At 70.3% G+C, this 22921-nt stretch carries 20 protein-coding genes; 13 read left to right on the top strand and 7 right to left on the bottom strand.

Features of this window, described 5'->3' with window-relative positions; translation table 11 throughout:
* The first annotated feature begins 224 nt into the window (after positions 1-224).
* Positions 225-653: a hypothetical protein gene (locus SANBI_RS10105; RefSeq protein ID WP_319154663.1), complete on the top strand. Its 429-nt coding sequence runs from the start codon at positions 225-227 to the stop codon at positions 651-653.
* Here the strand turns inward: SANBI_RS10105 and SANBI_RS10100 are convergent.
* From SANBI_RS10100 to SANBI_RS10080, 5 genes are all read right to left on the bottom strand, one after another.
* A complete protein-coding gene (locus tag SANBI_RS10100; protein WP_056133509.1) occupies positions 635-1354 on the bottom strand; it encodes an ABC transporter ATP-binding protein in 720 nt (239 codons plus the stop codon). The genes SANBI_RS10105 and SANBI_RS10100 overlap by 19 nt on opposite strands.
* On the bottom strand, positions 1341-2342 hold the full coding sequence (locus tag SANBI_RS10095) for an ABC transporter ATP-binding protein (protein ID WP_319154661.1): 1002 nt from the start codon (positions 2340-2342) through the stop codon (positions 1341-1343). Before SANBI_RS10095 ends, SANBI_RS10100 begins: the two co-directional genes overlap by 14 nt.
* The gene (locus SANBI_RS10090) at positions 2339-3670 is read right to left on the bottom strand and encodes a branched-chain amino acid ABC transporter permease (protein WP_319154659.1); all 1332 of its coding nucleotides are present in this window, start codon (positions 3668-3670) and stop codon (positions 2339-2341) included. The genes SANBI_RS10095 and SANBI_RS10090 overlap by 4 nt, the downstream gene beginning before the upstream one ends.
* Positions 3667-4704: a branched-chain amino acid ABC transporter permease gene (locus SANBI_RS10085; protein ID WP_056133504.1), complete on the bottom strand. Its 1038-nt coding sequence runs from the start codon at positions 4702-4704 to the stop codon at positions 3667-3669. The genes SANBI_RS10090 and SANBI_RS10085 overlap by 4 nt, the downstream gene beginning before the upstream one ends.
* A 126-nt stretch (positions 4705-4830) precedes the next feature.
* The gene (locus tag SANBI_RS10080; protein WP_319154656.1) at positions 4831-6072 is read right to left on the bottom strand and encodes a branched-chain amino acid ABC transporter substrate-binding protein; all 1242 of its coding nucleotides are present in this window, start codon (positions 6070-6072) and stop codon (positions 4831-4833) included.
* A gap of 442 nt (positions 6073-6514) precedes the next feature.
* Here SANBI_RS10080 and SANBI_RS10075 point away from each other — a divergent pair, with 442 nt between their 5' ends.
* From SANBI_RS10075 to SANBI_RS10030, 10 genes are all read left to right on the top strand, one after another.
* Positions 6515-7012: a DUF2975 domain-containing protein gene (locus SANBI_RS10075; RefSeq protein ID WP_319154653.1), complete on the top strand. Its 498-nt coding sequence runs from the start codon at positions 6515-6517 to the stop codon at positions 7010-7012.
* Positions 7012-7230: a helix-turn-helix domain-containing protein gene (locus SANBI_RS10070; protein WP_056133498.1), complete on the top strand. Its 219-nt coding sequence runs from the start codon at positions 7012-7014 to the stop codon at positions 7228-7230. Before SANBI_RS10075 ends, SANBI_RS10070 begins: the two co-directional genes overlap by 1 nt.
* Positions 7231-7369: 139 nt before the next feature.
* Positions 7370-8929 (top strand): DNA polymerase IV, encoded by a 1560-nt coding sequence (locus SANBI_RS10065; protein WP_319154650.1) that lies wholly within the window; start codon positions 7370-7372, stop codon positions 8927-8929.
* Between the two features lie 116 nt (positions 8930-9045).
* Positions 9046-10251, top strand: a complete 1206-nt coding sequence (locus tag SANBI_RS10060) for an NAD(P)/FAD-dependent oxidoreductase (RefSeq protein WP_319154647.1) — start codon at positions 9046-9048, stop codon at positions 10249-10251.
* A gap of 607 nt (positions 10252-10858) precedes the next feature.
* The gene (locus tag SANBI_RS10055) at positions 10859-11998 is read left to right on the top strand and encodes a DUF6923 family protein (protein WP_319154645.1); all 1140 of its coding nucleotides are present in this window, start codon (positions 10859-10861) and stop codon (positions 11996-11998) included.
* Positions 11999-12024: 26 nt separating this feature from the next.
* On the top strand, positions 12025-13785 hold the full coding sequence (locus SANBI_RS10050) for a sigma-70 family RNA polymerase sigma factor (protein ID WP_319154643.1): 1761 nt from the start codon (positions 12025-12027) through the stop codon (positions 13783-13785).
* 661 nt (positions 13786-14446) lie between these two features.
* Positions 14447-16459: a DUF7927 domain-containing protein gene (locus SANBI_RS10045; RefSeq protein WP_319154641.1), complete on the top strand. Its 2013-nt coding sequence runs from the start codon at positions 14447-14449 to the stop codon at positions 16457-16459.
* 104 nt (positions 16460-16563) lie between these two features.
* The gene (locus tag SANBI_RS10040) at positions 16564-17994 is read left to right on the top strand and encodes a SpaH/EbpB family LPXTG-anchored major pilin (RefSeq protein ID WP_319154640.1); all 1431 of its coding nucleotides are present in this window, start codon (positions 16564-16566) and stop codon (positions 17992-17994) included.
* 325 nt (positions 17995-18319) lie between these two features.
* On the top strand, positions 18320-19369 hold the full coding sequence (locus SANBI_RS10035) for a class C sortase (protein ID WP_319154638.1): 1050 nt from the start codon (positions 18320-18322) through the stop codon (positions 19367-19369).
* Between the two features lie 9 nt (positions 19370-19378).
* Positions 19379-19948, top strand: a complete 570-nt coding sequence (locus tag SANBI_RS10030; protein ID WP_319154637.1) for an AAA family ATPase — start codon at positions 19379-19381, stop codon at positions 19946-19948.
* A gap of 23 nt (positions 19949-19971) precedes the next feature.
* Here the strand turns inward: SANBI_RS10030 and SANBI_RS10025 are convergent, their stop codons facing one another.
* On the bottom strand, positions 19972-20808 hold the full coding sequence (locus SANBI_RS10025; RefSeq protein ID WP_319154635.1) for an NAD(P)H-binding protein: 837 nt from the start codon (positions 20806-20808) through the stop codon (positions 19972-19974).
* An 85-nt stretch (positions 20809-20893) separates the two neighbouring features.
* On the opposite strand from SANBI_RS10025, the gene SANBI_RS10020 reads away from it, so the two are divergent.
* A complete protein-coding gene (locus SANBI_RS10020) occupies positions 20894-21334 on the top strand; it encodes a winged helix-turn-helix transcriptional regulator (RefSeq protein ID WP_319154633.1) in 441 nt (146 codons plus the stop codon).
* Here the strand turns inward: SANBI_RS10020 and SANBI_RS10015 are convergent.
* On the bottom strand, positions 21280-21912 hold the full coding sequence (locus SANBI_RS10015; RefSeq protein ID WP_319154630.1) for a GNAT family N-acetyltransferase: 633 nt from the start codon (positions 21910-21912) through the stop codon (positions 21280-21282). The genes SANBI_RS10020 and SANBI_RS10015 overlap by 55 nt on opposite strands.
* Before the next feature lie 69 nt (positions 21913-21981).
* Between SANBI_RS10015 and SANBI_RS10010 the strand changes: the two genes are divergently transcribed.
* Positions 21982-22854 carry a LysR substrate-binding domain-containing protein gene (locus tag SANBI_RS10010; RefSeq protein WP_319154628.1) on the top strand — a complete coding sequence of 291 codons (873 nt, stop codon included), beginning with the start codon at positions 21982-21984 and terminating at the stop codon, positions 22852-22854.
* Positions 22855-22921 lie beyond the last annotated feature (67 nt).

The raw sequence follows: 22921 nt of genomic DNA, 5'->3' as shown, positions 1-22921 counted from the left end.
GGGAGAGCGCTCGGGTGCGGCGACCAGCGCCAGCGGCGGCCGGTCCAGCCGACGAGCGCTGGCGCGCAGCGGCTCGGCAGCCCGCCACAGGCTGCGGTCGGCGTGAGTCTTGGCGCTGCAAGACACTCACGTCCGGTGTCGACCGGCCGATGAGTCAGGTGTCCGGGACGCCCGGACCGCGGAACCCAGCGTCGGGAGCCGTGCCACGACGACGAGGGAGAGAGATGACCGAGAGCTATGGAGCGGGTGTCGATCTTGCCGTCGCCGAGCCCGTCCTCACGACTCCCGCAGCCCGCGTCTCCGCTGCCTCCGCCGCGTCCGCTGCCGCAGACTGTGCCTTCGCCGCAGCGATGGTCGACGCGGCGATCGGTGACCTCGACCTGGTGCTGGACCTCGATCTCGACACCGCAGGCTCGGCCCTTCCCGAGGTGCTCGAGCAGCCCAGCACCGGACGGGCCGAGATCAGCCCGCTCGTCTCGTCGCTCGTGCAGGCCTACGCCCGACGCCGAGGGATGCCCGTCGGTGCTGTCATGCTCGCCTATCCTCTGCACGACGTCCGCGTCGTCGAGAGGCTCGTGGCAGACCTCGCCCGTGCCCAGGGCACGAGCGAGGCCGTGGTCCGGCTGGCCTTCGGTCAGCCCACCCCGAGGTAGGCCTCCTTGATCGCCGGGTCGGCGAGGAGCGCCTTGCCCTCGCCGGTCCGCACGACCGACCCTGTCTCGAGCACGTAGGCCCTGTCAGACCTGGAGAGCGCCTGCTGGGCGTTCTGCTCCACGAGGAGCACCGTGGTGCCCTGCGCGTTGATCTCCGAGATGATCCGGAAGATCTGCTGGATGATCATCGGTGCCAGGCCCATCGACGGCTCGTCGAGCAGCAGCACCCGCGGCCTGGCCATGAGCGCCCGACCGATCGCGAGCATCTGCTGCTCGCCGCCGGACATGGTCCCGCCGAGCTGGGTGCGTCGTTCCGCGAGGCGCGGGAAGAAGGTGAACACCCTCTCGACGGTCTCGTCGTGCTCGGCCTTGGAGTCGAAGGGCCTGGCGAAGCACCCCATCTCCAGGTTCTCCATGACGGTCATGCCGGCGAACACGCCGCGGCCCTCGGGGGCCTGGACGATCCCCGCGGCCACCCTCAGGTGCGGCTTCATGCGGGTGATGTCCTTGCCGTCGAAGACGATCGTGCCGCGCGACAGCGGCCGCACGCCCGACAGCGCCCGCATGGTCGTGGTCTTCCCGGCACCGTTGGCGCCGATGAGCGTGACGAGCTCCCCGGTCTCGACGGTGATGGACACGTCGCGGATGGCCTCGATGCGCCCGTAGGCGACGGTCATCCCTGAGATCTCAAGCAGTGGCATCGTCGGGTACCCCCAGATAGGCGGCGATGACCGCCGGGTCGCTCGTGACGGCGTCAGGGGTGCCCTGCGCGATCACCTTGCCGAACTCCAGGACGACGATGCGGTCTGTCACGCCGCGCACGAGCTTCATGTCGTGCTCGATGAGCAGGACCGTGTACCCGTCGTCCCTGATCTGCCGGATGAGGTCCATGAGGGACTCCTTCTCGGCCGGGTTGAAGCCTGCGGCCGGCTCGTCGAGGCAGAGCAGCTTGGGCTCGGTGGCCAGTGCACGGGCGATCTCGAGGCGACGCTGGTCCCCGTAGGAGAGGTTGCGGGCCTTGTCGGTCGCCCTGCCGCCGACGCCGACGAACTCGAGCAGCGCCATCGCGCGGTCGATGCCCTCGCGTTCTTCTCGTCGGTGCCGGGGCGTGCGGAAGACGGCGCCGGGGACCGAGGTGCGGTGCCGCGCGTCTGTCCCCACCACGACGTTCTCGAGGGCTGTCATCTCGTTGAAGAGCCGGATGTTCTGGAAGGTCCGGGCGATCCCCAGCTGGGTGATCTGGTAGCGCTTCTTGCGGCCGACGGGCTCGCCGTCGAAGACCACAGTCCCCGACGTCGGCCTGTACACCCCTGTCATCGCGTTGAAGCAGGTGGTCTTCCCCGCTCCGTTGGGCCCGATCAGACCGAGGATCTCCCCGCGGCGGATGTCGAAGGTCACGCCGTCGACGGCCGTGAGACCACCGAACTGGACCGTGACGTCGTCCATGCGCAGCAGCGGTTCGCCGACGGCCGTGTGGACCTCGCGGTCCGAGGCGACCTTCTCGGCGACGACGGTCGGGTCGGCCAGCTCGGGGTGGACGTCGGCGACGTCCACGACGACGGGTTCTTCGACCCCTCCGCCGGGCAGGTCTTTCTCCGCGGGTCCTGTACCGGCGCCCTGGGCAGGGTTGCGGAGCTCTTCGCCGTGCTCGGCGCCCGCGCCGATGCCGCCGGGCTCGTGGCTGCTCATGCCTGCTCCTTCGCTGTGCTGTCGTGCCCCGTGCTGTCGTGCCCCGTGCTGTCGTGACCGGTGCTGCCACGACCCGCGCGGTGGTGCGAGCCGTCGTGGAGCTCGCTGTCCTGCGCCTTGATGGTGCGGCGGGCCGCGACGTACAGCTCGCGGCCGTAGGTGAGGAGCTTCTGCCGCACAGGCAGGAGTCCTTGCGGCCTGAAGACCATGAGCACCATGAGGGCGATGCCGAAGAACAGGTACCTGTACTCCGCGATCTGGGTGCCGTCGATCGGGATGCTGAAGATCTCGGTCCGGCCGAGGAAGAAGTTCGGCAGGTAGACGATGACGAAGGCCCCGAGGATCACGCCGAGCTTGTTGCCCTGGCCCCCGAGCACGACGGCGCAGAGGAACAGGACCGAGTTGATGACGTTGAAGTTCGTGGGGTTCACGAACTGCACCTGACCGGCGTAGAGGGCGCCGGAGGCCCCGCCGATCGAGGCGCCGATGACAAAGGCCCAGAGCTTGAACCTGAAGGTCGGCACGCCCATGATCTCGGCGGCGTCCTCGTCCTCGCGGATCGCGACCCACGAGCGACCGACGCGTGAGCGCTCGAGGTTCCCGACGAACAGCAGCGCGATGACGATGAGCACGATGCTCAGCCAGTACCACCACACCCCGGAGTTGAGGGCCCCGGAGCCTGAGCCGGCCGAGAAGACGCCGTTGGGGTTCGTCTCGCTCACCCCGGCTCGCGGGTAGGCGACCTGGGCGAGGCCGCGACCGCCGCCGGTGATGCCGTCGAGGTTGTCGGCCAGCAGCCTGACGATCTCGCCGAAGCCGAGCGTGACGATCGCGAGGTAGTCGCCGCGCAGGCGCAGCGTGGGGGAGCCGATGAGCAGCCCGGAGAGCGCTGTGATCGCGACGGCGATCGGCAGCGCCGCGAGCCACGCCCAGTCCTGGGAGAGCCATCCGCCGTCGCCGGTCTGGTTCCAGGGGCTCGACGGGCTGGTGAGCAGGGCGACGGTGTACGCGCCGATCGCGTAGAAGCCGATGTAGCCGAGGTCGAGCAGCCCCGCCTGGCCGACGACCACGTTGAGGCCGATCGCGATGAGCGCGTACATGCCGAACTGGGCCATGACACCGCCGAAGTTGGTGCCGACTGTCGTCAGGACGGGGATCTGCAGGATCGGCAGGAGGGCGATGACGATCAGCAGGGGGAGCCCGAGGGCCCACTGGGTGGGCCTGGCCTGGGCGTCCCACCAGAGGCGGACGGCGTCGCCCACACCGGAGTGGGGTCGCAGGCCTGTCGTCGTGCTGTGTCCGGGTGTGGGTGCGTTCGGGGTCGTCATGCGCGTGCCCTCCCGAGAGACTCGCCGAGGATGCCCGTGGGCCTGACCATGAGGACGAGGATCAGCAGGACGAAGGCGACGACGTCGCGCCACTCGGTGCCGAAGACGACCTGTCCGTAGTTCTCCATGACCCCGAGCAGCAGCCCGCCGAGGAGCGCGCCGCGCAGGTTGCCGATGCCACCGAGCACCGCGGCGCAGAAGGCCTTGATGCCGAGGATGAAGCCGCCCGAGTAGACGATGCCGTTGGGGACGCGGAGCGTGTAGAGCAGCGCTGCGGCGCCGGCGAGGATGCCGCCGATGAGGAAGGTGAGCATGATGATGCGCTCCCGCGAGACCCCCATGAGGGTGGCCGTCACGGGGTCCTGCGCGACGGCACGGATGCCGCGGCCGAACTTGGTGCGGTTGATGAACTGGTCGGTCGCGAGGGCCAGCAGCAGTGCGGAGACCACGATGATGAGGGTCACGTTGGTGACGTTGGCGGAGCCGATCTGGAACTGCACCTCGGGCTCGACGAGCCGGATGGGCTGCTGGGCGTTGACGCCGCCGAGCGTGCCGCCGGTGAGGCGGGGGAGCACGAAGTGCACGAACTCCTGCAGCACGAAGGACGCGCCGATCGCGGTGATGAGGAAGACGAGCGACGGCGCGCCGCGCTTGCGCAGCGGCCTGTAGGCGACCCGCTCCAGGCCGACGGCCACGCCGCCGGAGATGGCCATGCCGCCGATCATGGCGGCTCCGAGGTAGAGGACCGTCATGACGATCCCCATGTCGTACGCGTCGCCGTTCGGGCCGAAGCCGAGCAGCATGAGTGCCGCGTACTGCCCGAACATCCCGAGCATGAACACCTCGGAGTGCGCGAAGTTGATGAGGCGCAGGACGCCGTACACGAGGGTGTAGCCGACGGCGACGAGGGCGTACACGGACCCGTAGGTCAGCCCGTCGACGGTCAGCGCCCAGAAGTTCCGCCCGAGGGCCGCGACGTCGAACCCGATGAGGGGTTCCGCCACGACCATGGTGTGGAGAAGACCACCTGTCATGTGCTGCACTCTCTCTTTCCTGTGCTGGACGTCCGTCGTGGTGCGCCCCGCAAGCAGCCCGCGCTCCCGGTCCGCCGTGTTGGCGGGCCGGGAGCGCGAGGTCAGCTGCCGGCGGTGCGGCGGGTGCTACTCGACGTCGTAGATCCAGATGAGTGCGGAGGTGAGCTCGCCGGTGTCGGTCCACGAGTAGTTCCGGGCGAGGCCGGCACCGTCGTAGCTGGCGACGAAGTCGAGCAGTCCGGCTCGGTCGGTGATGCCCGAGTCGATGCCCGCGAGCATGATCGTCATGAGGTCGTAGCCCTCGACGGAGTAGACACCGGGGGCTGCCGAGAAGGCGGTCTCGTACTCGGTCGCGAAGGCGTCAGGTGCCGGGCCGCACGGGCAGGAGAGCACGGCGCCGTCGGAGGCCGAGCCTGCCTGCTCGACGAACTGCGGGTCGTTGGTGCCGTCGGCCGAGACGAAGGTGGTGTCGACCCCGGCGTCACGCAGCTGCTGGACGAAGGGCGCTGCCTCGGCGTAGTAGCCGGCGTAGAAGACCGCGTCGGCCTCGGCACCGCTGATGATCTGGACGGCCGCGGCGAAGTCTTTGTCACCGGTCTTGACCGAGGCGGAGCACGAGGAGTCTGCGGCGTCGCCGAGGCCCGCGGTGATCTGCTCGGCGAGACCGATGCCGTAGTCGGAGTTGTCGGCCACGACGCAGACCTTTGCGTAGCCGAGGGTGTCGACCATGTACTTGGCGACGGCCGGACCCTGGACGGCGTCGTTGGCGAGACCGCGGTAGAAGGTCTTCCACCCGAGGGTGGTGAGGTCAGGGTTGGTGGCCGAGGCGGAGAGCGAGAGCAAGCCCGCCTGGTTGAAGATGTCGCCGGTCGCCTTGGTCTCGCCCGAGAACGCGGGGCCGAGGAGGCCGAGGACGTTCGCGTCGCCGACGATCTGCGGTGCGACCTGGGTGGCCTTCTGCGGGTCTCCCTCGGTGTCGAAGGACTTGAGGACGACCTGGCAGTCGGCGTTGGCCTCGTTGTGCTTGTCGAGCGCGAGCTGTGCGCCGTTGAGGATGTTCTGCCCGAGCGCGGCGTTCGGACCGGTCAGCGCACCGGCCATCGCGATGGTGGTGGTGGCGGCGCAGGTGGCGCTCCCGTCACCCGCGGGGTCGACGGCGTCGCCGCCTGTCGCGGACTCGACCTCGACTCCGTCGGGGTCGATCTGGACCATCGGCACGATGGCCAGGTCGGCAGAGGCTGACTCGCTGGAACCTGACGCGGCTCCTGTCTCGTCGTCGGTGGACTTCTGCCCGCATGCGGTGAGGGCGACGGCTACGGCGAGGGCGATCGCCAGGCCTGGTGTTGTACGGCGAGCATGTGAACGCATCTCGTGACCTCCGGCTGTGGGCCCCCTGGACCCGGATGATGAGTGGAGCTGTGGGGTGGATCGGTCGGTGGTGGGTGGTGGAGCCGCGGGGGAGGGATGCGACGGTGCACTCGTCCTGGTCCTGCGGTACCCACACCTTGGTGGCCTGGTGTTACGGCCGACTGCGATCGGTGTTGCGTCAGTGTTACGGAAAAGGCACGCTTCTGCACGCATGACTGTTCTGCCAGAGGTGCGGCAATCGTCAAGAGATCACAAAATCTGCAGGTCAGATTTGTGACTTGGGTCACTGAACATATGTCCACGGAGTGAGCGCGACGGCGCGCCGTACGGTCCTGGCGTCGCCCCGGTGCCAGAGAACTTCACCTGGTCTCCATCGGGGAGCATTGTGTGCGCTATCGAAGGTCGATAGGTTATGACCGTTGATCGATAGAGAAGAGCTGCCATGAGCACGATCGTCGTCCCCACCCTGCGCGCTGTGCTCGCCGTAGCCTTCGCAGGGTCTCTCGCTGTCCTCGGAGTGATGGTCCCGCTGCTCGCAGCCGACCTCGAAGACCTCTCGACTGAGGCCGAGCACCTGCGCGTGCCGGTCCTGGTGATCGTCGTGCTCGGGATCCTCACAGTCCAGGTCGTCCTGGTGTGCGTCTGGCGGCTCTTGTCGATGGTGCGCGCAGGCACGGTGTTCTCCCACGCGTCCTTCCGCTACGTGGACATCGTCATCGGTGCCGTGACTGCCGCCGCCCTGCTGGTCTTCGCCCTCGGAGTCGTCCTCGCCCCTGGTGAGGCTGTCGCCCCTGGGGTCGTCCTGCTCGTCGGAGGTGTCGGGCTCCTCGTCGTGCTCGCCGCGCTCGTCGTCCTCGTCCTGCGGATGCTCCTCGCCCAGGCTGTCGCACGCGACGCGCAGGCGAAAGACCTCGAGGCCGAGCTCGAGCAGGTGGTGTGATGCCGGTGGTCGTCGACATCGACGTGATGATGGCGCGCCGCAAGATCACGGTGGGAGCGCTCGCGGACCTCGTCGGCATCACGCCGGCCAACCTGGCAGTGCTCAAGAACGGTCGCGCGAAGGCCGTGCGGTTCAGCACCCTCGAGGCGCTGTGCGAGGCCCTCGACTGCCAGCCCGGGGACCTGCTCCGCTGGGAGCCTGTCAGTCCCGAGACGTAAGATCTCCTGCCCGGCCAGCCGCGCCCGGGCTCTGTCCGGGACCGGCCTGGCACCCGTCCGGCTCGCGCTCGGCACGGTCTCAGTCCGGCGTGGTCCCAGCCCAGCCCAGCGCGGTCCCAGCGAAGGAGGGTGTCCAGCCGTGCCCCTCGACCGCTCTCGCAGCATCCCTGCAGCGCAGGCCGCGCTGAACGCGATGCGTGCTCCGCAGATGCGTCCCCGTCCGACGGTCGCGCACCTCGACGCCGACGCGTTCTTCGCGAGCGTCGAGCAGCACCAGAGGCCTTCGTTGCGCGGACGACCCGTCCTGGTCGGGGGCGTGGGGCCGCGCGGCGTGGTGGCGACAGCGTCGTACGAGGCGCGGGCCTTCGGCGCGCGGTCGGCCATGCCGATGGAGCAGGCCCGGCGGCTGTGCCCGACGGCCACCGTCGTCGTGCCGCGCTTCCTCGCCTACTCCGCCTACTCGGCGCAGATCATGGCCGTCCTGCGCGAGGTCACGGAGCAGGTCGAGGCCATCAGCATCGACGAGGCCTTCGCCGAGCTCGACCACCTGCCCGGCTCGAGCGCGGACCTCGAGACTCTGGCCCACGAGCTCCGCGCCCGAGCGTACGCACGGACCGGCCTGTCGGTCTCCCTGGGCCTCGGTCGCTCCAAGCTCGTCGCCAAGCTGGCCTCCGAGGCGGCCAAGCCGGGCGGCGTGCGGGTCGTGGACCCTGCCGACGAAGACGAGTTCTTGCTCGCCCTCCCGGTCCGCGCCCTGTGGGGTGTCGGACCGGTGTCGGCAGCCAGGCTCGACCAGCTGGGCGTGCGGACCGTCGAAGACCTGCGGGCCCAGCCTCTGGACACCCTCGTCATGACCGCCGGCGAGGCGGCCGGTGCCAACCTCTACAGGGTGGCCCGGGGCTGGGACGACAGGCCGGTGACGACGGTCCGGGAGCGCAAGTCCGCGGGGGCCGAGCACACCTTCGACGACGACCTGCACGGACGGACGGCGATCGCCGCCGCGCTGGACGCCGTGACCGACTCGGCCCTGCGCCGCCTGGAGCGGCATGCTGTCGCCGCCCGGACCGTGGTGGTCAAGGTGCGGGTCGCGTCGTTCACGACGATCACCCGCTCGGTCACGCTGAGCCGGCCCACCTCCGACGTGGCTGCGCTGCGGCAGGCCGCGCAGCGGGCCCTCGCCCTCGCCGAGGTGGTCGAGCCCGTCCGGTTGCTCGGGGTGTCCTTCCACGGTCTGTCCGAGCACTCCCAGCTGATGCTCCCGCTCGGGATGGACGTCGGGGTCGACGACGCTGGGCCCGAGAACGACGGACCCTTCGGCGGCAGGCATGCCGGGAACGACGAGACCGGGCGGCTCGCTGTCGACGACGCCGACGCTGACGACCAGGGTTCCCAGGGCGGCGACGGTGACCAGGACGGTGTCGACGCGACCCGCTCCGGACCGGTCCGGGCGACCGCCGCGGCCCTCGCCCCGGGGCTGGACGTGCAGACCTCGAGGGACGGCCGGGGCTGGGTGGTCCACCTCGGTGACGACGGGCGGGTCGCGGTGCGCTTCGAGACAGCCGCGACAGGGCCTGGCTACCAGCGCTGGGTGGACCCGGAGGTCGAAGAGCTCGTGCTCGTCGACCCGCTGGGCCCCGACGGTCTGGAGCTCGCCGCTGCGGCGGAGCCAGCGGAGACGGCGGAGGTACAGGGGGAGTAGGTCCACCGCTGCGCCGCCGGTCACCGGCGGCTCGGCTCTCGACCCGCGCCGTGGCGCAGGGACGCGTAGCGTGCGAAGGGTCATCTTCTTCCCCCGAGCCCCACGGAGCGTGCCCTATGAGCAGTCGTCGACACCATGACGTGGTCATCGTCGGAGGGGGCAACGCCGGGCTGTCGCTCGCGGGCCGTCTCCGCAGGGACGGTGCGAAGGACGTCGTGGTGGTCGAGCCTGCGCGGGTGCACCACTACCGCCCGATGCTGTCCTACGTCGCCGGTGGTCAGGCGACGCTCGACCAGCTGCGCCGCCCGCAGGACCGCGTCACGCCGTCGGGGGTGCGCTGGTACGTCGACGAGGTGGTGTCGGTCGACCCCGTCACCTCGACCGTGCACCTCGCCGGTGGTGACGAGATCGAGTACGGGGACCTTGCCGTGTGCCCAGGGTCCCAGGTCGACTGGGACGCGATCCCGGGGTCTGAGGCAGCTGTGCAGACCCCGCACGCGGCCACGAGCTATCTGCCCGGCTCGGCTGTCGACACCTGGACGATGCTCTCGACCCTCACGTCGGGACGTGCGGTCTTCGTCGTCTCGGACCGGCACGTGCCGTGCGCCCCGGTCGGTCTCAAGCCGATGTTCCTCGCCCTCGACCACTGGCGGCGCACGGGTGTGCGGGACGCGATCGAGGTCGAGCTGCTGGTCGAGGGCGACCGCCTGGTCGACCTCGACAGGGCAGACCAGCGTCTGCGGGCCGAGGCGGCCGAGCAGGGGGTCACGGTGACCTTCGGTGCCACGGTGACGTCGGTCGACGCGGTATCCCGACGGCTCGTCGTGGACGTGGCTGGCACGGGGGTCCCATCGTCGTCGACGCTGACCTACGACGCGCTCTATCTCGCCCCGCCGCACCGCGCCCCGGCGTGGGTCGCAGGCAGCGGCCTCGCCTCCGAGGGGGACGGTGGCTTCCTCAGGGTCGACCCGTCCACGCTGCAGCACCCGGAGCACCCTCGCGTGTGGGGTCTGGGTGACGTCGCGGACCTCGACGCGCTGCCGTCGGGCGGGGCGCTGCGCAAGCAGGTGCCTGTCGTCGCCCGCAACATCGCGGCCCGTCGGACAGGGGCGCCGATGCGCACCTACGACGGGTACTCGATCGCCCCGGTGACCACGTCGAGGCGCAGCCTGCTGCTCGCCGAGTTCGACAGGGACGGACGCCCCGAGCCGAGCGTGCCAGTCGTGGACCTCGTCAGGCCGCGTCTGCTCACCTGGGCCTTCGACAGGTACGTCGAGCCCCAGGTGTACTTCCGCCGCCTGCTCCAGGGAAAGGTGTCCTGAGCGCGTTCCGGTCGGTCGTGTCGCCCGCCGCCGTCTCGTCTCCAGCCGTCACAGCCGGGACGGCGTGCGCTGAGCGACCCTGAGCCCCGGAGGACGCGCCTGTGCGGGGTCTCGTGAGCGGGCGACCTGGCCACGCTTGACATCAGGAGCACGACGTCAGGCAGTGCGTCATGGGGGGACGCGGTGTCCACGACCAGGCGAACCACCTAACTCCACGGTGTCGTCACTCAGAGGTCCACCCACCACAGGCGCGGCGATCGCCCGGCACTCAGGGGAGCGCTACGCCGCTGGTTCCGTATGGGAGGCCCCCCGGACCAGTACGCAGCGCAGGTCGCAGGGGCGGGCCCCCAGTCGCCCAGCACCGCACGAGTCGTCGAGCCCGTGTCGAGGGCGCGCCCACGACCTCTCGAGGAGACGCGTGACCATGGACGGAACGATCGCACGCCTGATGACCGCTGCTCGCCGCCGATCGGTGCCTCCCGAGGCGCTCCCCTCTGCAGCGTCGAGAGGAGCCGGCAGCCGCGTTCGCTCTGCTCTCGCGGTCGTCGTCGCCGGCGGTCTGGTCTGCGCAGTCGGCGGTCCGGCGGCAGGCGTCGTGAAGGCCCCCGTGACTCTTCCACCCGGAGTGGTCTACATGTCCTCAGGGACGACTCTCTCGACCCCGCTCTCCGCTGGGACACGGACCGGCTCGTCGCTCGCTTTCTCACCTGTCGGTGCCGGCACCCCTGGAGACGCGGCTCACCAGGGGCTCGCCTCCAGGGCGAGCGACGGCAGGCTCTACGCCGTCGAGATCTCCGACGGACAGGCAGATGCCCGTCTCGTCGTGCTCGACGCAGCAGGGGCGATCACGCGCCTCGGTGCGCTCGCCAGCCTGGCCGGCCAGCATGGCACCGTCACCGGCGGGACCTTCGGCGAGGGCGTGTACTCCGAGACCTACCTGGCTGTGGTCAGAGACGTGCCAGACGCCGGCGGGCGAGACGTCCTGCTCGCTGTCGACATCGCCGCAGACGGGACCTTCGCCGAGACCATGACTCCGCTGGACCTGCCCGCTGGCACCAGGCTCGGCGACGTCGCTCCGTCCGGCGGGTATCTCTGGGGTGCCTACGGGCAGACGATCGTCCGGGTCGACCCCGCCGACGGTTCTGCGACGGCCTGGACGTTGCCGGAGGGGACCGTCGGACCCGGGACCGACACGGTGTTCGGGGTCGCGTGGTCGACAGGTGACGGACAGCTGGCCTTCGGTTCCCACGCGCACGGCGAGATCACCGAGGTCAGCGTCTCGGACCAGGCCTCGGCCACCCCCACCTTCGAGGTCGTCGCTCGACACAGCACCCCGATCGGTCAGCAGAGCGACGGGACCTTCGTGCCCTCTGAGGCACCTGTCGAGATCCCGGCGGCAGGTGCCCCCACCCTCGGTCCGCGACAGCCGAGCGCGCCTGAGATCGACCCGACCGACGGGACACGGTTCGCCGGGCACGGGGTCCCCGGGCACACCGTCACCGTCGCCTTCCCCGACGGCTCGACGTCCCAGACGACAGTCGACGACGACGGGGCCTGGGTCGTCCAGCCTCCAGCCATGGACTTCGTCCACGGGCACCTCGTCGAGGCCACGGCGACAGACCTCACCGGAACCACCTCGGAGACCTCCTGCACGACGGTCGACCTCTTCCGAGCCCAGGACCCCGCGCCCGAAGACGGCGCAGGGCGGCACCTCACCTCGGCGAGCCAGCGCGGTGGGCACCAGTGACGACCGACGCGCACCTGGGAGGGTTCGTGACCTCGGCCACCACCGACGAAGATCTCCTGGTCAGCGTCCGTGCCGGCGAGAGGGACGCGTACGGTGAGCTCTGGCGCAGGCACGTGCGCGTCGCGCTCGCGGTCGCGGGCCGGTACTCGACGATCGCGGACCCCGAGGACATCGTCCAAGAGGCGTTCCAGGCCGTGTTCACAGCGGTCTGCGAGGGCGGCGGTCCCACGCGCGGTTTCCGCCCCTACCTGGCTCGGACGGTGCGCAACGTCGCGGTCAGCATCTCCCGTCGTCGCCGTGCCGAGCCTGTCGGCGGGCTGACCGAGCTCGCCGACAGGCTCGACATGTCGGTCCCCGGCCACGACGAGCAGAGTGCCGACAGGGTGGTCTTGGTGAAGGCCTTCCAGTCCTTGCCCGAGAGGTGGCGTGCGATCCTCTGGATGACAGAGGTCGAGGACATACCTGTCCAGGATGCTGCTGACAGGCTCGGGATAGCCCCGAACGCCGGGGCTGCCCTCGTCCGGCGTGCGCGGGAAGGGCTGCGCCGGTCGTGGCTCGCAGCGCATGTCGGGGGCAGCGAGCGGGGCATGGAGTGCCGCTGGGTCGTCGAGCACCTCCCGCTCTCTGAGCGTGGCGACGCGACCCCACGCCATCAGGACCGCATCGAGGCCCACACCGCCACGTGCCAGGACTGCGCTCGCACCGCGACCGAGATCGCCGCCGTCGCTCGGAGGCTTCCCGCGGTCCTCCTGCCGGTCTTCTTCACCGGGGGAGCGGCGGCCGAGCATCTGCTCGCGGGGGTCCCGGTCGCGCTGCCGGTCGACGTGGGGCCTGTCGGCGGTGCTGTTGTCGACCATCTGCCGGTCAGATACGTGCCAGGCCGCACGGATCCGGGCAAGGCGTCGTCCGGCCCCTCGTGGAGGATGACGTCGCTGTCGGTGAGCCAGCGGGTCGTGGCCGTCGTGGCCGTGGTGGTGATGACAGCCGCCGCAGTCGGCGCCGGGGTCGTCCTCCTCGACCGCAGCCCGTCCTCGGCATCGGATCGCGCAGCGAGGGGATCCGCCGACCCGGCTCGGGCCGTGGCGACGCCCTCGGCCTCGGACGGTCCTGCTACCGAGAGCGGGAGAGATACCGGAGCGCCACCCGTGGACTCGCCCGCACCTGGCTCTACGTCCACGCCCTCCGCACCGCGTGGCCCCACACCGTCGTCCGAGGTGGCTGTGCCACCGCCGCCGCGCGACGCAGTGACGTCGTCTCCCGATGCAGACGTACCGCTCGGCGTGACTGGCGCGCCAGCGTCCGGCCTGAAGGAATGGGTGCCCGTGATCAGCGGGACCGGGACGTCCGGGGCGACGGTCGAGGCCGTGCTGGCCGACGGGTCGCTCGTCGGCTCGGCCCAGGTCGCCGACGGGGCCTGGTCGATCACGCTCGACGCCTCCCTCACAGCGGACGTCGAGCACGCGGTCGCTGTCCGCTACGAGGGTGACCGGCACCTGGTCGACGTCGGCCGGTACACGGTCGTCGCGCCGCTGGTGACCGGTGTCGAGGTCGTCGAGAGCCGGCCCGGCGTCCACGACGTGATCGTCCTCGTGACCGGGACCTGCGGGCAGCCGGTCGAGGCGTCGGTGGTCGGGACTGCCAGTGCAGCGTCTGTGGTGCTCGGGAGCTGCACGACGCGGGTCCCGCTGCCAGCAGTCACGCCTGGGACCCACAGCGTCGAGCTGCGGTATGTCGATCCTGTGCAGGGCCGCGCTGGGGCCGTGCGGACGATCACCGTCACCGTCTGACTGACGGGCTCACGGACCGTCTGACCACATCGCCGGATGGACTTCTGGCGGTCTGGCGGTCTGGCGGTCTGGCCTTCCGGCAGTCTGGCCGCCGAGTCGCCGAGTCGCCGAGCCGTCTCACCGCTCGGCCGAGCCGTTCGTGAGGTCATGCCGACGAGCGGCGGACTCACGCTGTCCCGACCCCGGCGCGGCCAGGCATCACCTGTGAGGCGCATCACACCACAAATCGTCGATCGGCACATCTTTCGCCGTCATGACGGAGCGTGCCGAGAGCGTCTTGTCACCGAGAGCACATCACCGCACCGAAGGACGGACCGATCCAGTGAGAGCACCACGCAGAGGCCGAGCACCCGTGAGCGGCGGCACCACCACCCTGGCCACCCGTGGCGGTCGACCCGTCCTGGCCGCAACGGTAGCGACCCTGTCCGTCGTCGCGTCTCTGCTCACAGCTGGCGGCGTCCAGGCAGCCGGCGAGGTCTCAGAGCAGCGTCTCGAGCTCGCGTCGGGCCCAGGGTGGTCGTCTGATGCCTACAACGCGAGTGAGCTCGGGCAGGCCTTCGCTGGGGAGTGGACGCCTTCGGCAGACAGCAGGACCGCGTCTGCGCCGCTCCCTGGCGGTGTCGGGAGCGTCTCGGTCGCCGTTCCGTCATCGGATCTGGTCATGGCCGAGAGAGCAGGACAGATGGTCCGTGCGCTGGACACCCCGGTGGCCTACATCCACTACAAGGACCTGCTGCGTGCCAACAGCAGCGACAACCCTGCGACCGTCGACTGCCTGGCTGAGATCCCTCGTCCCCCAGCACAGCAGCCGTCAGCCGGCTATCTGAAGACCTGCGGTGAACGTGAGATCACCGTGACCTTCGATCGGCCGACGGTCGACCCGATCCTCTGGCTCAGCCTGGGATGGTTCTACCCGATCTACATTCCCCCGGATGCCACCGCGGCGTGCTACCTGACGTGGCTGAACGCCGAGGTCGTGAGGGTGGACGGTGGTGCGGCTGGGGCGCGTCAGCTCGATCACGTCAGCTCTGCGCAGAATCTCGCCGTCGCGAGCAACGGAGCAGTGCGCCTCGACGGGATCGGCACCGGGCTGAGCCCTACCAGCTGCGAACCCATCGGGGTGGACACCCCGCGCGGCTATCCCGCCATCCAGGTGTCCGGCCTCGTGTCGAGCGTGACGATCAGTCTGGATCACGTCGTGCAGATCAGTCGGCTCAACACCCGTACGGGCGAGATCCCTCGGGGCGCAGTCGGGCAGCCACCTCTCGCTCTCACGACGAGTGCTGAGGTGGCCGACCTGGGCGTCTCGACGTCTGCCCCCGCAGCTGTCGCACCGGGAAGGACCTTCGAGTGGACGCTGGAAGCGACGAATCTCGGACCAGCGGCCTCTCATGGCTTCATCGTCGCTGACGCCGTCCCGGAGGCCGTGACGGGCGTCTCTCTCGTCGACGCACCGGACGGGTGCGTCCTGGACGGCCGAGACCTCTCGTGCTCGGTCGCCTCACCGGGGTGGACGGTCAGCCAGGACGCCGTGATGCCGACGCTCGCGAACCTCTCCGGCGGGGATCCCTCGGCAGTCGGTGCGGTCCTCGGTGCCGGGGAGAGCTTCGGCCCGATCACCCTGCGGGGCACGGCGCCGGTGACGCCGGGCACGGAGATCGTCACGAACGCCTCGGTGTCCGGCGTGGACTCCGACCTCGACCTGACCAACAACACAGCCCAGACCCTCACCACCGTCGGTGCGGCAGACTGGTCGGTCGCCAAGACGGTGACGAGCTCGGGGGACACCACCTACCCATCACCCGGTGACACCCTCACCTACACGGTCACGGCCACGAGCACGACGGGTGATGTCGCAGACGTCGTGCTGACCGACGACCTCACGGCCGTGCTCGCCCATGCCGACCTCGTCCCTGGCTCGGTCCGGTACACGGTCGGGTCCGAGCCCGGAGAGCAGCTGGCAGACCCGACAGCGCAGGACCCCGTCGTCGTGGCAGGCCCGACGTCACTCAGCGCAGGCAGCACGGCGACGCTCAGCTATTCCGTCGTGGTCCACGACGACGCGTGGAGCACCGAGCTCGCCAACACCGTCACCGCCACGGGCTCGACCCCGCCGTCCACCTGCGCTGCGGGATCCTCGGCGCTCGACCCTGCCTGCTCCACCTCGACGACGACAGCAGCGCGTCTCGAGCTGCTCAAGCAGGGTGAGGTCAACGATGAGCTCGTCGCTCTGGACGGCGCAGCCTTCGAGGTGGTCGCCGACGCGGAGGGGGCGCTCGGCGAGGTCGTCGACTCTCTGCCCGTGTCACCGGTCGCCGACAGCCCTGGGGCCTTCGAGATCTCGGGCATCGCGCCGGGCACCTACTGGCTCCGAGAGACGGTCGCCCCGCCAGGGCACGAGCTCCTCGCGACCGCCGTGAGGTTCGACGTGGCGGCAGACGGCACCGTCACGCTGCCCGACCCGGCCTCCGCCCCCCAGGTCGCGGCCTCGGGCGGACGGCTCACGGTCACCGACGTCCCCACCTTCCACATGCCCGAGACCGGGTCGGCGGGCGCAGGGCGCCTCGTCACGGTCGGGCTCCTGCTGCTCGCAGGTGCTGTCGCAGCGACAGCCGTCCCCGGGCCCCGAAGCCACCCCCTGCCCCTCACCGCCCTCCGGAAGCGGAGGCGCTGACGACGACACGCAGAGCCCGACAGACTCCGCCAGGTCTCACGACCGGGCGCCAGCACGACACCGGACCTTCATGGTCCTCGAGAATCATCAGGAGCACATCACACATGGCACTCACCTTCCGCGGATCTGCGCTCGTCGCAGCACTCGCACTGGCTGCCGTCGGCGTCGGCGGTTCTCCCGCCGTCGCGGCAACCACCATCGACCCGGAATCCGTCGCGTCGCTGTCGATCCACAAGTTCCAGCACCCCGAGACCGCGACCGGCCTGCCCACGTCGAACGGGACCGAGATCGACCCGTCTGCCCTCTCCGGGCTCACCGCGCTCGAAGGGGTCGGCTTCACGGTCACCCAGGTGCCCGGGATCGACCTGACGACCAACGCCGGGTGGTCCTCGGCCGCCGAGCTGACGGTCGACACGGCTGCCTCCGCGGTCGCAGGCCTCCCCGGTCTCAGCGGCGTGACCGCTGCCGACGGTCTGCTGACCTTCTCCGACCTCCCGCTCGGTCTGTACTACGTCGAGGAGACACTCACCCCGGCTGGTGCGCGCGCCGCTGCACCGTTCCTCGTCACGCTCCCGCTCACCGACCCGGTGACCTCGGGTGAGTGGCTGTACGACGTGCACGTCTACCCGAAGAACGTCATCACCACGGCGGGCAAGACCGTCACCGACGCTGGCACCAAGGTCGGCGACGTCGTGACGTGGACCATCACCGGCGACATCCCTGTCGGCGGACGGACCGATGCCTACAGGGTCGTCGATCCTCTCGACTCTCGGCTCGAGCACGTGTCCACCACGGCGACCCTCACCAACGGCACGACGCTGACCGAGGGTGTGCACTACACCTCCGTGCTCGACGTCGCGACGAACACCGTGACCGTCGACTTCACAGCAGCGGGCCTCGACGTCCTCGCAGCCAACGAGGGCGCACAGGTCCAGGTGGTCATCGAGACGACGGTCCTCGAGGCCGGCGAGATCGAGAACATCGCCTCGATCTTCCCGAACCAGCCCAGCATCGACGAGGGGAACCCTGTCGTCACCCCGCCGGCAGTCACGAAGTTCGGCGCGATGACCGCGCAGAAGGTGAACTCCGAGGGTCAGGTTCTCGCTGGCGCTCAGTTCCAGGTCTTCACCTCTCTCGAGAACGCTCGGACCCGCACCCAGCCGGTCACCCTCGGGGGCGTCAGCACGTGGACCAGCGCGCAGGACGGCCTGCTCACGATCTCGGGGCTCGGTTACTCGAACATCGTCGACAACGTCGTGATCGACGACCCGGCCGACTGGGTCCAGTACTACCTCGTCGAGGTCGTCGCCCCGTCCGGGTACGAGCTGCTGGCAGAGCCGATCGCCTTCACTGTGACGAGCGACGACACCACCGTCGACCTCACGATCGAGAACACCGAGGCGAACGGCGGCTTCGAGCTCCCCATGACAGGTGCTCAGGGCGTCACGACCATCATCGCCGCAGGCGTCCTGCTGCTCGTCGGCGCCGCCACGCTCAGTATCCGTTCGCGTCGTTCGTCGCGCTCGGACCGCTGATCGAGGTAGCCGTCAGCCGCCCGTAGGTGCCCTTTACGGCACCTACGGACGGCAGCCGCAAGGAGTCACCTCCTGCCGGCAGGCGCACGTCGCCAGCTCCGGACGGGAGGCGACAGCAGTCGCCACCAGACGAGCGGCACGCGACGTGCAGTGTTCACGGAGAGGGTGCGCGGGCACGAGCCCCGCACCCTCTCACCTACGACAGGACGGACGGTCTGACGTGGCCAAGCGACCACCACGTGCAGCAAGCCATCGAGCGCCCCGTCGGGCACCCCGGCGCAGCGCGGGGGACGTCCAGCGCTCGCAGACGCGCGCGCCCCGAGCGATGGTCGTCCGTCGGTCGCTCGTCGCGCTCCTCGCCGTCGCCGGCGCATCGGTCCTCCTCTATCCCTCGGCGGGGAACTGGTTCTCGGACCGGGCCCACGCGGCGGAGGTGTCCGGGTACACCGAGACTGTCGACTCGCTGCCTGCGGGCGAACGGTCAGAGATCCTCGACCGGGCTCACGACTACAACCGGTCGCTCGCGACCGACCGCATCGAAGACCCGTACGGGTTGGCCGCAGCGACAGCCGCGGCCCCGGCCCGCGAGTCCGAGCAGGAGTCAGGAGGACCCGAGACGACCGGCGCTTCCGGCGACCCGGCAGCGCCTGACCCGGCAGCGCCTGACCAGACAGCGACTGGCCCGGCAGACTCCGCCAGCCCGTCGGACGGCACACGGCTCGGCTACCTCGACCAGCTGCGGCTCGGGAGCTCCGACACGATGGCGCGGCTCCGCATCCCGACCATCGGTGCGTCGCTCCCCGTCTTCCACGGCACGAGCGACGAGACGCTCGAACGTGGTGTCGGGCACCTTCAAGGATCAGCCCTGCCCGTCGGAGGCGCCGGCACCAACAGCGTCTTGACCGGTCACAGCGGGATCCCGCAGTCACGGCTCTTCACAGACCTCCACGACCTGGTCGCCGGTGACGTGGTGACCGTCGAGGTGGTGGGGGAGACCCTCACCTACAGGGTGGAACGGATCGCCACTGTGCTGCCCACCGAGACCGACCTGCTCCAACCGGTCCCTGGGGCCGACCTGCTGACGCTCGTCACCTGCACGCCGATCGGTGTCAACACCCACAGGTTGCTGGTGCAGGCGCACCGCGTGGACGAGGCAGACCTGCCCGCAGCCGTGATCGTCGCGGGCGCTGCTGGCGCAGGGTTCCCGTGGTGGGGGCTGGTGTGGTCCGGCGCGCTCACGTGGGGGCTGTGGTTCGCCGTCAGACCTGCGGCCCTGACCCGCGCCGGAGCAGTCGGCCGCCACCGGGTGCCCGCCCGTGGTGGACGCCGAGGGTCGGCGCTGCGCCGACGACGTCGACCGAGCCAGGTGCGCTAGCGTTCCTCTGTGATCATCTGGCTCAACGGACCCTTCGGAGCGGGCAAGACCACCACCGTACGAGAGCTCCTGAAGGCATCTCCTGGCCTGGTCGAGCTCGACACCGAGCTGCTCGGGTACGCGCTCAGACCAGCCTTGGCGAGCAGGCACCCTGTCGGCGACTTCCAGGAGTGGCCCGCCTGGAGACGCCTCGTGGTGACGGCTCTGACCGAGCTCGCGCGCGCAGACGTCGGTGACGTGGTCGTGCCCCAGACCGTCGTGGTCGAGGAGTACTGGGACGAGATCACCGGGACGCTCGTCGACCGCGGGATCCAGGTCGCCGCCGTCACCCTGCACGTCGACCTGGCAGAGCACCTGCGCAGGATCGAGACCGACATGCTCTCTCGCCCCGAGGACGACGCCGGTCGGGTCCCCGCAGCCCGGTGGCGGCGCGAGCGCCGCCGAGACTACGACAGCGCCCTGCCCTGGCTCCGAGCCAAGACCTACGTGCTCGACACGACGGCGATCAGTCCAGAAGACGTCGCCGAGGCTGTCCTCGCTGCCGTCCCGCGGGGGCTTCAGCACCAACCTCAGGTGTAGCCAGCCCTCGCGGCCCCGGTGACCTACGCTCCGAGTGGCCCTCTAGGTGCCGCGAGAGGACGACCAGCCGACGCGGCACGGGCTGCCACAGCCAGCGCGTCTGCCGGTGGTCGGTCCAGCAGCCTGGTGAGATCTTCGCTCGAGCCGCTCAAGAACCTGTGGCGCACGCTCGAGGCGATCGACAGGAGCATGGGCGGCTGGAACGGCAGCAGCGAGGGGTCCGCGAGGAGCCGTGCACGGTACTCGCCGAGGCCGAGGCTCCGGTAGGGGACGTCCAGCCGCTCTGCGACCTCGCCGACAGTGATCGGGCGACCGACGAGCTCGTAGGTCGCACCGGCGTGGGCGGAGGGCTGAGCCGCGACGACGGCTGCGACCGCTGCGAGATCGGCCCGGGCCACAGCCGCCAGCGCACCGTCGCCGAAGGGCGACTCCAGGACGTCCGGGCCCCAGGTCAGCAGCCCACCGAAGAGCTCCGCGTAGAGGCCGTTGCGCAAGATCGTCCAGTCGAGACCGCTGCCCCTCACCAGGTCCTCGGTGGCCCGGTGGGCGAGCGCGAAGCCGAGGTGGTCACCCGCGCCGGTCAGGCTCGTGTAGACCACATGGGTCACGCCGTCGCGGGCCGCAGCGCCGAGGAGGGCTGCGTGCCGGGCGATCACCTGGTCGTCCTCGGCATAGCCGGCCGAGACGAGCACCAGCGTCGAGACGCCTGTGAGGTCGAGGCTCGCCGGGTCGTCGAAGTCGAGGAGGCGCTGCCCGTCGATGGGCGTCCTCGTGCCTGCGAGAGCCGGCACCCCTCGAGCGCTCAGCTCGTGGAGCGTGAGAGAGGCGAGCTGTCCGGTCGCTCCGGTCACCATGATCATCGCGGTCGAGTCTCCTGTCGTGGTCGTGCCCAGCGGATACGGTGATCCTCGACCCGCCGCGACCACCCCACAAGGAGGCACTTCGATGTCACTCACGCACACCGGTGTGACTGCTGGACCCGCCGAGCTCGATCCCTGCGGGCAGCCTGAGCACCCCGACTGCGGGATCCGTGACCTCCTCGACCGTGTGGGCGACACCTGGTCGGTCTTCGTGATCGTCGAGCTCGCCAACGGGCCGCGGCGCTTCGGCGAGCTCCAGCGCGCCATCGACGGCATCTCCCAGCGGATGCTCACCCTGACCGTGCGCAGGCTGGAGCGCGACGGTCTCGTGACCCGGACGGTGTACGCGACGGTCCCAGCGCAGGTCGACTACAGGCTGACGGAGACCGGGGCGAGCCTCACCCACCTGGTCAAGGCGCTGGCCGACTGGTCGCTCGCGCACCGCGAGGTCATCGCCGACGCGCGGTCGGCCTACGACGCCCAGCACCCGGACAACGTCATGCGTCGGGGGCAGTCCTCGTCGTGACGGACTCGTGGGCGAAGCTCCAGGTCCATGAAGACGTCGGCCCGCTCGTAGGGCGACGGTTCGCGCCGGTCCGCAGGGACGTGCTCGAAGCCGACGGACTCGTAGAGCCGCACCGCCGCGACGAGAGCCGTGTTGCTCTCCAGGACGAGCCGGCTGAAGCCCATCGCGCGAGCCGTCTCGATGGCTGCCGTGATGAGCGCACGCCCGAGGCCCGTCCCGCGGCGGTCCTGCGCGACGGTCATCTTCGCCAGCTCGGCGACGCCGGGACCGTGCGGGAGCAGCGCGACGCACCCGATGCGCGCCTCTCCGTCGCGGGCGATCAGGACAGCACCCCCGGCGTCGACGACCGCGGTCTGCGGGTCGAGCATCACGGCGAGGTCGGTCTCCTCGAGGGCGAAGTGCTGGGTGATCCATCCGGCGTTGAGGTCGTGGAAGGCGCGCGCGTCGGCTGCGCCGTCCATCGGGGCGATGGACACGGAAGCCGGTGCCGGTGCCCGTGCTGAGTCTGGAGCTGGAGCTGGAGCTGGAGCTGGAGCTGGAGCCAGTGCTGGTCGCGGCGTGGAGGTCGTCGAGGTCATGACGTCAGTCTCCGACCTCAGATGGGTGCACGTCCAAGATGAGAATCGGCATATCGATAAACTCTGTGCATGGATCTCGAGCCGCGCGCCCTCCGTCCCTTCCTTGCGGTCGCCGACCTGCTGCACTTCGGCCGTGCCGCTGAGTCGCTCCACATCGCGCAACCTGCGCTGTCCCAGCAGATCAAGCGGCTCGAGCGGGACCTGGGGGTCGAGCTGTTCGTCAGGTCGTCGCGCAGCGTGGCGCTGACCGCGGCCGGCCAGGTGCTGCGCGATCGCGCACGAGCGCTCCTGGCGCAGGGCGAGAAGGACGCCGACGAGGTGGTGCGGGTCGCCCGGGGAGAGCAAGGGCGGCTCGACGTCGGCTTCGTCAGCTCGGCGCTGCCGCTCGGTCCCGTGCGACGGGTCCAGCAGTTCCGCGACGAGCACCCGCTCGTCCAGGTCCACCTCACCGAGGGCTGGACGGCGCACCTCCTCGCACGGCTCCTGCGCGGCGACCTCGACCTCGCGATCGTCCGGGACCCCGACGCCGTCGACGGCGTCGAGCTGACCCCTTTCCACACGGAGCGCTTCGTCGCCGCGGTGGCGTCCACGCACCGTCTCGCCGGGCGGTCGAGCATCCGTGGAGAGGAGATCGCGGGGGACCCCTTCGTGTTCTTCCCACCCGGCGCCGGCGCTCTCGCGACAGCGCGCAACCTCGCCCCTGTCGTGGCTGGCGGTGCGATCCCTGAGGTCGTGCAAGAGGCGTCCAACTGGACGACCCTCCTGCACCTGGTCGCGGCGGGGGTCGGGGTGACCGTCGCGCCCGTCAGCGCGCTGCTCACGGCGCCGAGCGGGGTGGTCGCCCTCGAGCTCGACGGCCAGCACGAACCGAGCACCCTCGCCTGGGCGTCGCGCGCCGACGACACGAGGCCCGTGCTCAGGCGGTTCATCGACGCTGTCTGAGCCGTCGTGCAGCGCGAGGGCCTCTCGGGATCGTGCGCTTCGGGTCGACCGTCGACGGTTGACCGAC

This window comes from Sanguibacter biliveldensis, assembly GCF_033798665.1.
GTDB lineage: Bacteria > Actinomycetota > Actinomycetes > Actinomycetales > Cellulomonadaceae > Sanguibacter > Sanguibacter inulinus.
Note: the sequence above shows the minus strand (reverse complement) of the source record. Positions and strands in the feature narration are given on the sequence as shown.

What these genes read in the sequence shown, in the direction of transcription:
- SANBI_RS10105 (WP_319154663.1), top strand. Translation starts at nt 225, where the DNA reads ATGACCGAGAGCTATGGAGCGGGTGTCGATCTTGCCGTCGCCGAGCCC.
- SANBI_RS10100 (WP_056133509.1), bottom strand. Translation starts at nt 1,354, where the DNA reads ATGCCACTGCTTGAGATCTCAGGGATGACCGTCGCCTACGGGCGCATC.
- SANBI_RS10095 (WP_319154661.1), bottom strand. Translation starts at nt 2,342, where the DNA reads ATGAGCAGCCACGAGCCCGGCGGCATCGGCGCGGGCGCCGAGCACGGC.
- SANBI_RS10090 (WP_319154659.1), bottom strand. Translation starts at nt 3,670, where the DNA reads ATGACGACCCCGAACGCACCCACACCCGGACACAGCACGACGACAGGC.
- SANBI_RS10085 (WP_056133504.1), bottom strand. Translation starts at nt 4,704, where the DNA reads ATGACAGGTGGTCTTCTCCACACCATGGTCGTGGCGGAACCCCTCATC.
- SANBI_RS10080 (WP_319154656.1), bottom strand. Translation starts at nt 6,072, where the DNA reads ATGCGTTCACATGCTCGCCGTACAACACCAGGCCTGGCGATCGCCCTC.
- SANBI_RS10075 (WP_319154653.1), top strand. Translation starts at nt 6,515, where the DNA reads ATGAGCACGATCGTCGTCCCCACCCTGCGCGCTGTGCTCGCCGTAGCC.
- SANBI_RS10070 (WP_056133498.1), top strand. Translation starts at nt 7,012, where the DNA reads ATGCCGGTGGTCGTCGACATCGACGTGATGATGGCGCGCCGCAAGATC.
- SANBI_RS10060 (WP_319154647.1), top strand. Translation starts at nt 9,046, where the DNA reads ATGAGCAGTCGTCGACACCATGACGTGGTCATCGTCGGAGGGGGCAAC.
- SANBI_RS10045 (WP_319154641.1), top strand. Translation starts at nt 14,447, where the DNA reads ATGGCCGAGAGAGCAGGACAGATGGTCCGTGCGCTGGACACCCCGGTG.
- SANBI_RS10040 (WP_319154640.1), top strand. Translation starts at nt 16,564, where the DNA reads ATGGCACTCACCTTCCGCGGATCTGCGCTCGTCGCAGCACTCGCACTG.
- SANBI_RS10035 (WP_319154638.1), top strand. Translation starts at nt 18,320, where the DNA reads ATGGTCGTCCGTCGGTCGCTCGTCGCGCTCCTCGCCGTCGCCGGCGCA.
- SANBI_RS10025 (WP_319154635.1), bottom strand. Translation starts at nt 20,808, where the DNA reads ATGATCATGGTGACCGGAGCGACCGGACAGCTCGCCTCTCTCACGCTC.
- SANBI_RS10020 (WP_319154633.1), top strand. Translation starts at nt 20,894, where the DNA reads ATGTCACTCACGCACACCGGTGTGACTGCTGGACCCGCCGAGCTCGAT.
- SANBI_RS10015 (WP_319154630.1), bottom strand. Translation starts at nt 21,912, where the DNA reads ATGACCTCGACGACCTCCACGCCGCGACCAGCACTGGCTCCAGCTCCA.
- SANBI_RS10010 (WP_319154628.1), top strand. Translation starts at nt 21,982, where the DNA reads ATGGATCTCGAGCCGCGCGCCCTCCGTCCCTTCCTTGCGGTCGCCGAC.